General features: G+C 35.5%; 12 protein-coding genes. All 12 read left to right on the plus strand.

Features of this window, described 5'->3' with window-relative positions:
• Window positions 1-71 precede the first annotated feature (71 nt).
• Entirely contained in the window at window positions 72-1,031 is a 960-nt protein-coding gene (locus HN014_RS12990) for a type IX secretion system membrane protein PorP/SprF (protein WP_176029287.1), read from the plus strand.
• 17 nt (window positions 1,032-1,048) lie between these two features.
• Window positions 1,049-3,010 (plus strand): OmpA family protein, encoded by a 1,962-nt coding sequence (locus HN014_RS12995; RefSeq protein WP_176029288.1) that lies wholly within the window; start codon window positions 1,049-1,051, stop codon window positions 3,008-3,010.
• 329 nt (window positions 3,011-3,339) lie between these two features.
• Entirely contained in the window at window positions 3,340-5,604 is a 2,265-nt protein-coding gene (locus HN014_RS13000; protein ID WP_176029289.1) for an aconitate hydratase, read from the plus strand.
• 109 nt (window positions 5,605-5,713) lie between these two features.
• Window positions 5,714-6,394, plus strand: coding sequence for an NUDIX domain-containing protein (locus HN014_RS13005; RefSeq protein WP_176029290.1), 681 nt, complete (start codon window positions 5,714-5,716; stop codon window positions 6,392-6,394).
• Window positions 6,395-6,683: 289 nt separating this feature from the next.
• Entirely contained in the window at window positions 6,684-7,502 is an 819-nt protein-coding gene (prs, locus tag HN014_RS13010; RefSeq protein WP_176029291.1) for a ribose-phosphate diphosphokinase, read from the plus strand.
• Between the two features lie 4 nt (window positions 7,503-7,506).
• Entirely contained in the window at window positions 7,507-8,454 is a 948-nt protein-coding gene (locus HN014_RS13015; protein ID WP_176029292.1) for an ADP-ribosylglycohydrolase family protein, read from the plus strand.
• Window positions 8,455-8,488: 34 nt separating this feature from the next.
• Window positions 8,489-9,034 (plus strand): RNA 2'-phosphotransferase, encoded by a 546-nt coding sequence (locus tag HN014_RS13020; RefSeq protein WP_176029293.1) that lies wholly within the window; start codon window positions 8,489-8,491, stop codon window positions 9,032-9,034.
• Window positions 9,031-9,759: a metallophosphoesterase family protein gene (locus tag HN014_RS13025; protein ID WP_176031113.1), complete on the plus strand. Its 729-nt coding sequence runs from the start codon at window positions 9,031-9,033 to the stop codon at window positions 9,757-9,759. Before HN014_RS13020 ends, HN014_RS13025 begins: the two co-directional genes overlap by 4 nt.
• 182 nt (window positions 9,760-9,941) lie before the next feature.
• Window positions 9,942-10,307, plus strand: a complete 366-nt coding sequence (locus HN014_RS13030; RefSeq protein ID WP_176029294.1) for a hypothetical protein — start codon at window positions 9,942-9,944, stop codon at window positions 10,305-10,307.
• 137 nt (window positions 10,308-10,444) lie between these two features.
• Window positions 10,445-12,826: a TonB-dependent receptor gene (locus tag HN014_RS13035; RefSeq protein ID WP_254884001.1), complete on the plus strand. Its 2,382-nt coding sequence runs from the start codon at window positions 10,445-10,447 to the stop codon at window positions 12,824-12,826.
• Window positions 12,827-12,860: 34 nt separating this feature from the next.
• On the plus strand, window positions 12,861-13,697 hold the full coding sequence (locus HN014_RS13040) for a hypothetical protein (RefSeq protein ID WP_176029295.1): 837 nt from the start codon (window positions 12,861-12,863) through the stop codon (window positions 13,695-13,697).
• 79 nt (window positions 13,698-13,776) lie between these two features.
• Window positions 13,777-14,256: a DUF4625 domain-containing protein gene (locus tag HN014_RS13045; RefSeq protein WP_176029296.1), complete on the plus strand. Its 480-nt coding sequence runs from the start codon at window positions 13,777-13,779 to the stop codon at window positions 14,254-14,256.
• Window positions 14,257-14,259: the final 3 nt, after the last annotated feature.

Here is a 14,259-nt window from a genome sequence, read left to right on the forward strand (position 1 = left end):
TACTTAAAAAATGTACTCAACAGGTATTTCTAATTGACGAAATACCTGTTGACTAAATCCCCATATACATTATGAAAAAAACAATTGTAACCAGAGTAAGTGCATGTATTGCATTCTTTGTTTTGACAAGTTTATATGCTCAGCAAGATGCTCAATACACCCAGTATATGTATAATACAATCAGTGTTAACCCAGCTTATGCTGGTAGTCGAGGTGTCTTTAGTATTAATGGACTTCATCGAAGCCAGTGGGTTGGTTTGGACGGAGCTCCCAGAACCCAAACCATATCCTTTAATACCCCTTTAGGAGATACGGATAGAGTTGGGTTAGGAGTTTCTATTGTTAACGATGAAATTGGTCCTACCAGAGAGACGTATTTTGATATTGATTTTTCATATACAATTCCTACTTCTGACATAGGTCGTTTAAGTTTTGGGTTAAAAGCGGGAGGACATTTGCTCGATGTAGATTTTCAACGATTGAGTAAGTTTGATGTCAACGATGCACTTTTTGAAAATAACATTGATAACAAGTTCAGTCCCAATGTAGGGATAGGGTTATATTACTATACTGATCGCTTTTATATGGGCTTAAGTGCTCCAAATCTCTTAGAAACAAAACATTTTGATGAAAGTGCTACTGTAAATAACAATAATTCAGAGGCTTTTATTGCTGAAGAGCGAATCAATTACTATCTTATTACCGGTCATACATTTGATATCAATGAATATATAAAGTTTAAACCTGCTTTATTAACTAAACTGGTTTTTGGAGCTCCTTTACAGGTAGATGTTTCAGCTAGTTTTTTATTATATGAAAAATTAACGTTAGGAGTAGGTTATAGATGGGATGCAGCCCTGAGTGGTATGGTAGGACTACAGGTTTCAGATGCGATGATGGTTGGTTTTGGATATGATAGAGAAACTACGGAATTAGGTAAAGCAGTATTCAATGATGGAAGTTATGAAGTTTTAGTGCGATTTGAACTATTTAAAAAATATGATAGAGTATTAACCCCTCGATTCTTTTAACATAAATAACAATAGTTATGGTAAAAAAAATAAGAATAAGTATCATTTTAATGGCAGTACTGTCCAGTGTGGTTTTCTCTCAAGAGAAACAATTAACAAAGGCGGATAATGATTTTGAGAGATTTGCTTTTGTTGATGCTCGCAAGGTGTATCTAAAAGTAGCAGAAAAAGGATTTAGTTCTGCGAGTTTGTATAAAAAGATAGGAGATTCCTATTATTTCAACGGAGAGTTGGATGAATCGGTTTCCTGGTATGAACGTCTGATCAGCGAGTATGGAGATGATATGGAGCCAGAGTATTTATTTCGGTATGCACAGGGATTAAAAAGTAAACGCAGATATGAAGAAGCAGATAGAATCATGGAAGCATTTTATACCAGTGCAGGGAATGATCTTCGAGCATCCTCCTTTATGAGTACTCGAAATTATCTGGATTTTATAGACATGCAGTCAGGAAAATTCCAACTATTGAAATTAAGTGTTAACTCACCTCATTCGGACTACGCTCCTAGCTTTAACCACCAGGGGCAACTAATTTTTGCTTCTTCCAGAGAAGGTCAGAATATGACAAAGACCTTACACGAATGGAATGAAATGCCTTTTTTGGATTTGTATTCTTCTGATGTAATAGAAGGAAATGGGGACTTAAGTGCTCCCAAAAAACTAAAAGGGAAGATCAATACAAAGTTTCATGAATCTTCTACGACCTTTAGTAAAGATGGAAAGACAATGTATTTTACAAGAAATAATTATAGCCATAGAAAGGTAGGAACAGATTCAAAAGGGACAATTTTATTAAAACTATACAAAGCTACCTTAGATGGTAATAAATGGAAAGATGTAGAAGAATTACCATTTAATAGTGAAGAATATTCAGTAGCGCATCCATCGTTAAGTGCAGATGGGAAACAATTGTATTTTGCCAGTGATATGCCTGGTAGTTATGGGTTATCCGATATTTATGTAGTAGACATTTTAGAAGATGGAGGGTATGGAACCCCTCGTAATCTGGGAGATCATATCAATACAGAAGGTCGAGAGACGTTTCCTTATATCAGTGATTCAGGAGTGTTGTATTTCTCTAGTGATGGTCATACCGGTTTAGGAGGATTGGATGTATATATCTCTATTCAGGATCATTTTAATTTTTCAGTTCCATATAATGTTGGACGTCCGATTAATGGTCCTAGAGATGATTTTTCCTTTGTACTGAATGAAGCCACAAAAATGGGGTATTTTGCGAGTAATCGAGATGGAGGTATTGGGAATGATGATATTTATAGTTTCCGTCAAAAGGAAGATTTAATAGCGAGTTGTAAACAAATGGTGTCAGGTAATGTGACAGATGAGCAAACATCTGCCACTATGGGAGAAGCTTTGGTTGTTTTGTTAAAAGACAATGGAGAAGAAATCACCCGAACCTTAACAGATGATGAAGGGAAATATTCCTTTGAGATAGATTGTAATACATCATACCTGATTCGTGCCTCACAGGTTGGTTATAGTCCATCCGAAGAGCTTCTTACAACCAATGCTAGTCTGGCAGAACAATACGAGGTTTCTTTTGTGCTTAAACAGGGTATTTTAGAGGAGAAAGAAGTTGAAGAAGGGGACGACTTAGCAAAATTACTTTCATTAGAAGAGATTTATTTTGATTTGGATAAGTCAAAGATCCGACCAGATGCCGAAGTGGAATTACAAAAGATTATTGTAGCGATGAAAGAGTATCCTCAATTACGTATAGATGTTCGTTCTCATACGGATAGTAGAGGAGATGATAGCTATAATCTACGTTTAAGTGATCGTCGAGCAAAGAGTACGATCAAATATATTATAGAGAAAGGAGAGATTGACCCGGGTAGAGTGACAGGAAAAGGATATGGAGAAACGGAATTGGTTAATAAATGTGAAGACGGAGTTCCATGTGCTACCAAAGAACATCAGGAAAACAGAAGAAGTGAATTTATTATTGTGAAATAATTACATATCCCGATAATTATAATTAAGTGATAAAGCCAATGCTTATTTTTTATAAGTACTGGCTTTTTTTTGTAAGTGATTTATTTTCAGAGTAACATAGAAAAGAAGAAAAAGGCATCACATGTTTTCTGCAAAATATAGCAGGAATACCCGTAAATCTTTTTTTTAATGATTCTATATTATAGGGATGGGTATTTTATAAAATTCAAAAAATGAAATAGTTATTTTTTTGAAAAATGTAAAAAACAAAGGCGAAAAGCTTATAGCTCACTAAAATGCTTTAAAATTTGTATTTTTGCAAGACTTTTTAATATATAAAAATATAAAGTATGGCATTCGATATTGATATGATTAAAAAGGTTTATAGTCAAGTAGCAGAACGTGTTACAGCAGCACGTGAGATTACAGGTAAACCTTTGACCTTAGCAGAGAAAATTTTATATAGCCACCTATGGGATGGAAAAGCAGATAAGGCTTTTTCAAGAGGAAAAGATTATGTGGACTTTGCTCCGGATCGTATCGCATGTCAGGATGCAACAGCACAGATGGCTTTGCTACAGTTCATGCAGGCAGGTAAAGTCAAAGTTGCAGTACCTACTACGGTACACTGTGACCACTTAATTCAGGCAAAAGTTGGAGCAGATAAAGATTTGCAAACCGCTTTAAATACAAGTAACGAAGTATTCAATTTCTTAGAATCAGTTTCTAATAAATACGGAATTGGATTCTGGAAACCTGGAGCCGGAATTATTCATCAGGTAGTTTTGGAAAACTATGCTTTCCCAGGAGGAATGATGATTGGAACAGACTCTCATACAGTTAATGCAGGAGGGTTAGGAATGGTTGCAATTGGAGTTGGAGGAGCAGATGCAGTGGATGTAATGGCTGGGATGCCATGGGAGTTAAAATTCCCTAAATTGATAGGAGTAAAGCTAACAGGAAAGCTTTCGGGGTGGACGGCTCCAAAAGATGTAATACTAAAAGTAGCTGGAATTCTTACAGTAAAAGGAGGAACCGGAGCGATAATAGAATACTTTGGTCCCGGAGCAGAAGCAATGTCCTGTACAGGAAAAGGAACGATCTGTAATATGGGAGCGGAAGTAGGAGCTACTACCTCTACTTTTGGATATGATGAATCAATGGAACGTTATTTACGTTCTACAGATCGAAGTGATATAGCAGATGCAGCTAATGAAGTAAAAGAACATTTAACCGGAGATCCAGAAGTATATGCAAACCCTGAACAGTATTTTGATCAAGTTATCGAGATTAATTTGTCAGAGTTGTTACCACACCTTAACGGACCTTTTACTCCTGATTTAGCAACCCCAGTAGGAGAAATGAATAAAAAGGCGACAGAAAATGATTGGCCTTTGAAAGTAGAATGGGGATTAATCGGTTCTTGTACCAACTCTTCTTATGAAGATTTATCAAGAGCGGCTTCGATAGCACAGCAAGCTATTGATAAAGGATTAAAAACAAAAGCAGAATTTGGGATTAATCCAGGATCAGAACAAGTACGATATACGGCAGAAAGAGACGGTTTATTAGATATTTTTGAAAAACTGGATGCAAAAATATTTACTAATGCATGCGGACCATGTATCGGACAATGGGCAAGAGAAGGAGCAGATAAGGCAGAGAAAAACTCAATTATACATTCTTTTAACCGTAACTTCGCGAAGCGTGCCGATGGAAATCCAAATACACATGCCTTTGTGGCATCTCCGGAGATGGTAGCAGCTGTAGCAATTTCAGGAAGGTTGGATTTTAACCCCTTAACAGATAAGTTGGTGAATGAGAATGGAGAAGAAGTTATGTTGGATGAACCAACAGGATGGGAGTTACCTCCAAGAGGATTTGATGTAGAAGATGCGGGATATTTAGCTCCTGAAGAAGATGGGTCGCATGTTAATGTAGTAGTAAATCCTGATTCAGAGCGATTAGAATTATTAACGCCATTTGCTGCCTGGGATGGAAAAAATATCACAGGAGCTAAATTGTTGATCAAAGCATTTGGAAAATGTACAACAGACCATATCTCAATGGCAGGACCTTGGTTGAGATACCGAGGACATCTGGATAATATTTCTAATAACTGTCTGATAGGTGCAGTAAATGCCTATAATAAGAAAACAAATTCTGTAAAGAGTCAGATTACTGGAGACTATGATGCTGTTCCGGCTACACAGCGAGCATACAAAGCAGCAGGGATCCCAACAATAGTTGTAGGAGATCACAACTATGGAGAAGGATCTTCCCGAGAACATGCTGCAATGGAACCTCGTCACCTTGGAGTAAGAGCTGTAATTGTAAAATCATTTGCTCGTATTCACGAAACAAACCTGAAAAAACAAGGAATGTTAGGATTGACATTTGCTAATGAAAATGACTATGATTTAATTCAGGAAGATGATACCTTTAACTTCTTGGATCTGGATCAATTTGCTCCAGATAGACAATTAGCATTAGAAATAGTACATGCAGACGGAACAAAAGATACGATCCAATTGAATCATACATACAATGATTCACAAATAGAATGGTTTAAAGAAGGATCAGCACTTAATCTTATTAAAAAGCAAAATTCTTAATAGCATATAAACTCATTTTACGAGTTATTATCAATATTAAAAACTCCTCAGGAAAAGCCTGAGGAGTTTTCTTTTTTTACAAAAATTATAAATATGTAACTTTGCTTATATGGTGCATCAAAACATAAAAGTAGCAGTTGATGGCGTTGTTTTTGGGTATAAAGACAATATATTAAGCGTACTATTAATAAAAAGAGATATTCCACCCTTTCAGGAATATTGGGCATTACCCGGAGGATTGGTAAAAGAAGAAGAAAGCCTGGAAGCAGCAGTAGAGCGAGAATTAAAAGAAGAAACAAATGTAACTATTGATTACCTGGAACAATTGTACTCTTTTGGAGAGGTAGGACGTGACCCCAGAAACAGGGTCATTAGTATTACGTACTTTGGTCTGGTGAAACCAGAGCATTATACGATCAAAGCCGATACAGATGCGAATGATGTGCAATGGTTTGATATTCAGGAACTCCCGGCTCTTGCTTTTGATCATACAACTATTATTGAAGCTGCCAAAGAACGATTAAAAAACAAGTTGACGTACGAACCTATAGGATTTGATTTGCTAGCAACTAAATTTTTATTCTCGGATTTAGAAAAATTATATACCACTATTCTGGAAAAGAAAATAGACAGGCGAAATTTTAGAAAGAAAATTCTTGGTTTTGGAATTTTAGAAGAATTAGATGAAAAAGTTTCGGAAGGACGGGGGCGACCAGCTAACCTATTTAAATTTAATAAGAAACAATATTTTATGCTAAAAGAAAAAGGCTTCTTGTTTGATATAAAATAAGTACTGTTCTGAATGAAGTAAACTATCTTATAAAAGATTGGATAGGGAATAAATCAAGCGTTGAATCTATATTTTTTAATGGTGAAGAGAAATGAACTGCCCTGCGGAGCACTATAATGAGCGGATCATTATCTTATTTATAATATATTTTTGGGGCATACCTGTGAGATCTAAAAAAAGTTTTAATCCATTAGTATCTTCTGTGGAATAATTAAATAATGTATTTTTTACGCAAAATATTTTGTGGTATCGTTTTTCTGAGGTATTTTTGCGTTAAAATAACGCAATTATGAATTATCTACATCTAGATCCTCTTTTTACACCTTTCGGACCATCTATTCATTTTGAAGCATTTGTTTTTAGTGGAGGAGAGCCACATATTAAAATTCAGGAGATACCCCTGGGGGAAGAAATTTGTATTACTCATAGAATACGATCATTCAATGATTTAGGCTTATTGTTGATTGCAACTGATGCATTAAAGAGGATGGGAGTAGCCACCATAGATGTATTTATACCGTATTTTCCGGCAGCGAGACAAGACAGAGTTATGGTTGTAGGTGAGGCATTAAGTGTCAAAGTGTATACAGATATCATAAATGCGCAGGGATATCGTCAGGTAAAGGTATTTGATCCGCATTCAGAGGTAGTCCCAGCGTTACTAAATAATGTAACGGTGCTTCATAACTATGATTTTGTAAAAGAATCTTTAGAGCAAATAAAAGAGGAGGTCGTGTTGATTTCTCCTGATGGGGGAGCCTTAAAGAAAATTTATAAAGTTTCAGGATTTTTAGGAGGAATTCCGGTAGTAGAGTGTTCTAAGAAAAGAGATGTGAAAACCGGGCAGCTATCTGGATTCAAAGTATACGAAGATACTTTAGAAGGAAAACATTGTGTTATAGTAGATGATATCTGTGATGGAGGAGGAACATTTTTAGGGCTGGCAACAGCATTGAGGGCAAAACAGGCAGCAAAATTAAGTTTAATTGTAAGTCACGGGATATTTAGTAAGGGTACAACAGCTTTGGAGGATTGTTTTGATACTGTTTTTACAACAAACTCATTTGCAGATGTAGAAGGAGAAAACATTACTCAGATAAAATTATAACAAGATGAATGCAGATCGTATTTGGGGAGGGATTTTTGGAGTAGCTGTTGGAGATGCTCTAGGAGTTCCGGTGGAATTTAAAACAAGAGAAAGTCTAAAAGAAAACCCTGTTTCAGAAATGAAGGGCTATATGTCATGGAATCAACCTCCAGGAACCTGGTCTGATGATAGCTCATTATTATTTTGCACAATAGCTGCTTTACTAGAAGAATATAACCTCGAAAGAATAGGAAACTACTTTGTGCGATGGTATAGAGAAGGCTTTTGGGGAGCACATCATGAGGTATTCGATATAGGAGGAAGTACAAAGCATGCTATTCAAAGAATTATGAAGGGAGAATCTGCAAAGTTTTCGGGGAATTTATTTGCAGAGGATAATGGGAATGGATCCCTCATGAGAATTTTACCATTGGTGTATTTTTTAGCTCCTGAAAAAGATATGACTAGGAGGTATCAAATCGTAAAAGAGGTCTCGTCAATTACACATGCTCATTTTAGATCAGTGTTTGCCTGTTTTATATATGTAGAATATGGATTGTTATTGTTGAAAGGCATAAATAAAAAAACAGCTTATCAAAAAGTAAAAGAAAGAGTATTGGATTTTGCCAAAAAAATGGAATTTAACCCTGAGGAAATAGCACTGTTTTCTAGGGTACTAGTACAGGATATAGAGAGTCAAAAAGAAGAAGCTATACATAGTTCTGGATATGTATTACATTCGTTGGAGGCTTCTTTATGGTGCTTTCTACAGGAAGACACCTATAAAAAAACCGTATTGAAAGCAGTTAATTTAGGAGGAGATACAGACACTACTGCTGCTATTGCTGGAGGGATGGCAGGACTTTATTATGGGTATGATAATATACCTCAAATATGGAAAAACCAAATAGCAAGATATAAGGATATAGAAAAATTGATCGCAAGCTTTTGTAATCGGCTGATAGTAATATGATCAACTGTTTTATGTCAAAAAAAGAAGGAGAAGAATGAAAAACAATGATAAAAGAATAGGGAAGTTTTTAAGTTTGATTTTAAGGCATCAACCTGAAAAAATAGGAATACAACTCGATAAAAATGGCTGGGTAGAAGTCTCTAGTTTATTGGAGAAAATAAAGGTGTATTACCCTCAATTGGATCAGGAATTATTAGAGCATTTGGTAAAGACAAATGATAAACAGCGCTACGCCTTTAATGATGATAAAACCAAAATCCGGGCCAATCAAGGACATTCCGTTTCAGTAGCATTAGCTTATGAAGCCGAAAAACCCCCAGAAATGTTATACCATGGAACAATTGCTGCTTTTATGAAATCTATTTGCAAAGAAGGGTTGCTAAAAATGAATAGACATCATGTGCATCTGAGTCAGGATATAGAAACAGCTACAAAAGTTGGAGCCAGAAGAGGAAAACCTGTTATACTGTTTATCCAGTCAGGAAAAATGTACCGGGAAGGAATTTCTTTTTTTAAATCAAAAAATGGAGTTTGGTTAACAGAGTCAGTACCTTCGCGGTATATAAATGTTACTGAATAATGAGAACATTAGTCATAGGAGATATTCATGGAGGGTTTAAAGCGCTATTACAATTGCTTAAAAGAGCAAAAGTAACAACAGAAGACAGACTTATTTTCTTAGGAGATTATGTGGATGGATGGAGTGAATCCGCAACTCTTATTGATTTTCTAATACAACTAGATAAAAAACAAACCTGTGTTTTTATCAAAGGAAACCACGATGTATGGTGGGGAGAATGGTTGGAGTATCAAAAAACAGATAATAAAATCTGGTATCAAAACGGAGGAAGAGAGACAATTACTTCATATAGAGGGGCATCTTATGACCTGGCTGCTCACTACACGTTTTATAAAAAACTAAAAAATTACCACATCGATGATCAGAATCGATTATTTATTCATGCAGGTTTCTCCTCTATGCATGGTCCCCAAAAAGAAGTGTATGAGTCCAATTATAGCTGGGATAGAACATTATGGGAAATGGCATTGACAATGGATACCAATATTGAGAAAACAGCTAGTGTATACCCCCAACGTCTGAAGTTGTTTTCTGAAATATATATAGGACATACTCCTACAATCAAATATAACCGTGATACTCCAATGAGGGGAGTGAATGTATGGAATATAGATACCGGAGCTGCTTTTACAGGAAAGTTAACAGCATTGGATATAGAAACTAAAGAGTATTGGCAAAGTGATGCATTGCCTTCGTTATACCCAATGGAGAGCGGCAGGAACTAAATAAGTCTTTGTGAAACAATCAATTGCAATAATGTTGCAATAATTGATGTGTTTACAAGTAGTTGCCCGTCAGTAAAATGATAGTGTTAAAGTTTTTGTTTTATCTAATTATTAACAAAATCAAATCGAGGTTTCTTCTTCTTTTTTCTACATTTGACCTCCACAATTGACAGCCAAAATCATTGAAAACAAATTTCCGAAAACATATTGCTTTCTTTTTTTTACTCCTGTTTATAGGAGGGCAATCCTTTCATATATTCCATGAATATTTTTGTGATCATGGAGTAGAAGAAACATTGGGAATTACGGTACAGAAAATAGAGGCTGAACAAATAAACAAGGCAGTCTCTTTTCAAGAGTATTGCGACTGTTCCTTATTTCATCAATACCAGTTATTCGATACGATACAGCTTTCTGCTGCTGAATTAGCGCATATTGAAAACATACATGTTTCCAGAAAAATCAATTCGAACAGAAGGGAGTTTATCGCGAATTATACTTTAAAGGAAAGAACACTCAGAGGACCACCGAAGTCTATTATTTCATAATAAGCTATAAGTAGTTATAATGTGTATGGGATGCATATACATTATATAGAATAGAATCGGATCTATTTCTATAGAAATGGAATCCATACGATCCATACCAGGTATTCAAAATCAATTACTATAAACTTCATTTATACATGAAGAAATTCTATATCGCAGGAATTGCGATGCTGTTACTATGCATATCTATGCATGGTCAGCAAGTATACACTATTGAAGGAAAAATCCTTAATAAGGAAACGAAGAAACCTATTGCAGATGTAACTGTAAAGCTTCATAATCAGTACCATGTATCTGATATCCATGGAAACTTTCGGTTTAAGGAAATAATAGAGGGGCAATACATTTTGGAATGCTCCCACGTGGGATACAAAACAGAAAAACAATCAATAGATATTTCAAAAAATACAGTATTGAAAATCGAGATGGAAACCATTTCAGAAATACTGGATAATGTGTTGATTACCGGTAAGACCGAGAAACGGAAAAGAAAAGAAATCCCAATGGTATCTACAGTTGTTGATGAAGAGTTTCTAAAATCCAATAGAGAAAATAGTTTGATGAAAACGTTAGAAAAAATTCCGGGAGTAAGTACCATTAGTATCGGAACAGGAATGTCGAAACCTGTTATTAGGGGACTGGGATTCAATAGAGTTGTGGTGGTACAGAACGGAATAAAACACGAAGCCCAGCAGTGGGGGAGTGATCATGGGTTAGAAATCGATCAATACGGAATTAATGCAGTAGAGGTTATTAAAGGACCTGCATCTTTATTGTATGGGTCGGATGCAATAGCAGGAGTGGTCAACATTTTGCCTCCTCCAATATTGAAAAAAAATGAACTACAGGGAGAAATAAGCCTATTGGCACAAACGAACACCAATTTGTTAGGAGGATCAATAGGACTTCAGAAACGATACGATCATTGGTATTATGGAGGTAGGTTCACCTATAGAGATTATGGAGATTATAAGGTGCCAACTGATAGAATATACTATGAGAATTACATTTTCGAGCTTCAGGATCAATATTTGAGAAATACTGCAGGAGTAGAAAAAAATGCCAGTTTTATAACAGGGTATGTTTCTGATCGTCTGACGTCTTCTCTGATGATTAGTAATGTAAATGCAAAGAATGGTTTTTTTGCAAACGCACATGGATTGGAAGTTAGGACTTCTTCCATTGATTATGATCAAAGTAACAGAGATATTGATTTGCCATATCACAGTGTAAATCATTTAAAAATAACAAATAATACACTTTTTCATGGAGAACATATCGATATAGAAATAGAAGCAGGCTTTCAGCATAATGACAGAGAAGAGCATTCAGAACCGGTGCCTCATGGTTATATGCCAAAACCTCCAGCTACATTGGAAAGAAAGTTTATGAAAAATACCTATTCACTAAACTGGAGAGGGTATACGAAACACATTGATGTGCATAAGATCCATATCGGAACGAATCTGGAATACCAAAATAATAATATAGGAGGATGGGGATTTCTGATCCCTGAATATGATCGTTTTTCTATAGGAGCATATGCGTATGATCAATATCAAATTCATAATAACCTGCATTTGCAGGCAGGTATAAGATATGACTATGGAACTCTAAAAACCAAAGAATATTTTGATTGGTATCAATCGCCAATAACAGATGAAACCGGAGTACAAACACAGGTTAATCTGCAAAGAGCTTTCAAAAAGAATAAGACGTATGGAAATTTTAGTGGCTCTTTGGGGCTTAGTTATTTGCATAAAAAAATGACCTATAAAATTAATATAGGGAAAAGTTTTAGGATGCCATTAGCCAATGAATTAGCCTCAGATGGGGTTAATTATCACATGTATCGATATGAGAAAGGGAACATTGATTTATCAGCAGAAGAAGCCTATCAGTTAGATGTCAGTATTGAAAGGGAACATAATAACTATCAGCTGACGATAAGTCCTTTTGTCAACTATTTTAACAATTATATCTATTTAAACCCTACTTCCGAGTATTATGAAACCTTACAGATATACGAATATACACAGAGTGAGGTTTTTAGAATGGGAGGAGAAGTCTCAGTATCCGTAGAGCCATTACCTAATATCACTTTAGATATCTCTGGAGCATATGTATTTTCCAGACAAATGAGCGGAGCAAAAAAAGATTTTACCCTACCATTTTCTCCCCCTTTATCAGGAATGTTAACTGCTTCCTACCAATTTAAAGATACGCGTTTGGTTAAGAAATCAGTATTGCAAACAGCGTTTAAAATTGCAGCATCACAAGATGAAATTGTTCCTCCCGAAGAAAAAACAGCTGGATATCAGCGTGTAGATCTTTCATGGAGCTCGTCTTTTCAGTTTTTTAGAAAATACGATCCCATATCCATTTCTCTAAAAATCAATAATGTGTTCAATACCAGGTATTTTGATCATACCAGTTTTTATAGGTTAATTGATGTTCCGGAGCCTGGAAGAAACGTATCAGTTTCAATTAACCTACCTATAAATAATACCAATAAATAACCTTTTATCAATTATATTTTAAATCTAGTAAACAATGAAAAGAAGTATTAAATTTTTATCAGTTCTGATTCTCAGTATTGTGTTTTGCACCTCTTGTAGTAATGACGATGATGGAGGAAATACATTTGACGAGAATCAAAATGCAGAGCGTTTTTCCGGTATAGAGATAGGAAATGCCGCTTATAAAGTGCCTAGATCCAATGTTGATGTCCATATGGAATTCGATTATGAAGGAGCTAAAAAAGTAGATAAGATCTATTTGGATATTACTCCGGTTTCTACCCCAAACATGCAGGAAGGTGAAGTAGCCTGGGAAGTGAAAGACCACTTGATTCCTTTGAGTAGTGACTATCAGGGAAAATTAAATCCTCATATTCATTACCATGTATATTTTGATCCAGACAATAAGTATGAGCCAAAAATAAAAGTAGCACAAGGAACTTATAAGTTAAAAATCACAGTTATAGAAGAAGATAAGTCTAAAAGTGTAATCACCAAAGAGTTTGAGATTGTTCAGAAGTTTTTCGGTACAAAAGTAGCTGAACAGTCTATTTTAGCTGCGGGGAGTGCGTCACTACCTACAGAGTTTACATATGATTCTGGAGCAAATACTGTTGATGAAATAGCGTATGAATTATGGTTTGAAGAGTGGAGAGAAGGGCAAAATGTAGCACCAGGAAAATGGGATAAGATAAATGTAGTATTACCAGCGGATTTATACAAAGGCAAAGTAAGCCCGAAAGTAGTATATGAATTACCGATGAATGTAGAGTTTCCTGAAAATGGCTATTGGTTGAATATTTATGTTAAAGAGAGTAGCGAGAAAGAAAGAGTAAAACTTTCTGTTCCTTTTAAAATTGAAGCAAAATAACCACCCGAGTAATGAAGCATGTTCCGGACTTTAGTTGCCCCCTATTCCGGAATGTGTTTCTTTTTTTAAAGAAAAAAAGATGAAGAGAAGAATTGTTTCCCCTGTTTTTATAGTATTATTTTTTACTTTTTTACTGTCCTGTTCCAGTGATGATGAACAACGGGATGAAGAAAAACCAACCATTACATTACAATATGATAATGGGTTTCCTCAATCATGTACAGAACTAAAAAGAGGACAACGCTATACGATTAGAGTAAAGGTATCGGATAACAAAGAATTAGCTTCCTACGGGATTGATATTCATCATAATTTTGACCATCATACGCATGATGATCAGGGAGCACAATGTACACTGGGTCCCATAAAAAAACCTGTAAAACCAATGATTTATATGAAGAATAACACATTGGAAACAGGTAAGAAATCGTATGAAATTGTTCATGAAGTGCAGCTAGGGGAAGATATTGATGTAGGAGACTATCACTGTCAGATTTCAGTTACGGATATTACCGGGTGGCAAGCGAGAACTTCGGTAGATATTAAAATAGTAAAGTAATAA

The sequence above is a fragment of the Aquimarina sp. TRL1 genome (genome assembly GCF_013365535.1).
In the GTDB taxonomy this organism is placed as follows: domain Bacteria; phylum Bacteroidota; class Bacteroidia; order Flavobacteriales; family Flavobacteriaceae; genus Aquimarina; species Aquimarina hainanensis.

Bases quoted from the DNA above. Each gene is read 5' to 3' on its own strand.
- HN014_RS13045 (WP_176029296.1), top strand. From the start codon at position 13,777: ATGAAGAGAAGAATTGTTTCCCCTGTTTTTATAGTATTATTTTTTACT.
- HN014_RS13015 (WP_176029292.1), top strand. From the start codon at position 7,507: ATGAATGCAGATCGTATTTGGGGAGGGATTTTTGGAGTAGCTGTTGGA.
- HN014_RS12990 (WP_176029287.1), top strand. From the start codon at position 72: ATGAAAAAAACAATTGTAACCAGAGTAAGTGCATGTATTGCATTCTTT.
- HN014_RS12995 (WP_176029288.1), top strand. From the start codon at position 1,049: ATGGTAAAAAAAATAAGAATAAGTATCATTTTAATGGCAGTACTGTCC.
- prs (WP_176029291.1), top strand. From the start codon at position 6,684: ATGAATTATCTACATCTAGATCCTCTTTTTACACCTTTCGGACCATCT.
- HN014_RS13000 (WP_176029289.1), top strand. From the start codon at position 3,340: ATGGCATTCGATATTGATATGATTAAAAAGGTTTATAGTCAAGTAGCA.
- HN014_RS13005 (WP_176029290.1), top strand. From the start codon at position 5,714: ATGGTGCATCAAAACATAAAAGTAGCAGTTGATGGCGTTGTTTTTGGG.
- HN014_RS13020 (WP_176029293.1), top strand. From the start codon at position 8,489: ATGAAAAACAATGATAAAAGAATAGGGAAGTTTTTAAGTTTGATTTTA.
- HN014_RS13040 (WP_176029295.1), top strand. From the start codon at position 12,861: ATGAAAAGAAGTATTAAATTTTTATCAGTTCTGATTCTCAGTATTGTG.
- HN014_RS13035 (WP_254884001.1), top strand. From the start codon at position 10,445: ATGAAGAAATTCTATATCGCAGGAATTGCGATGCTGTTACTATGCATA.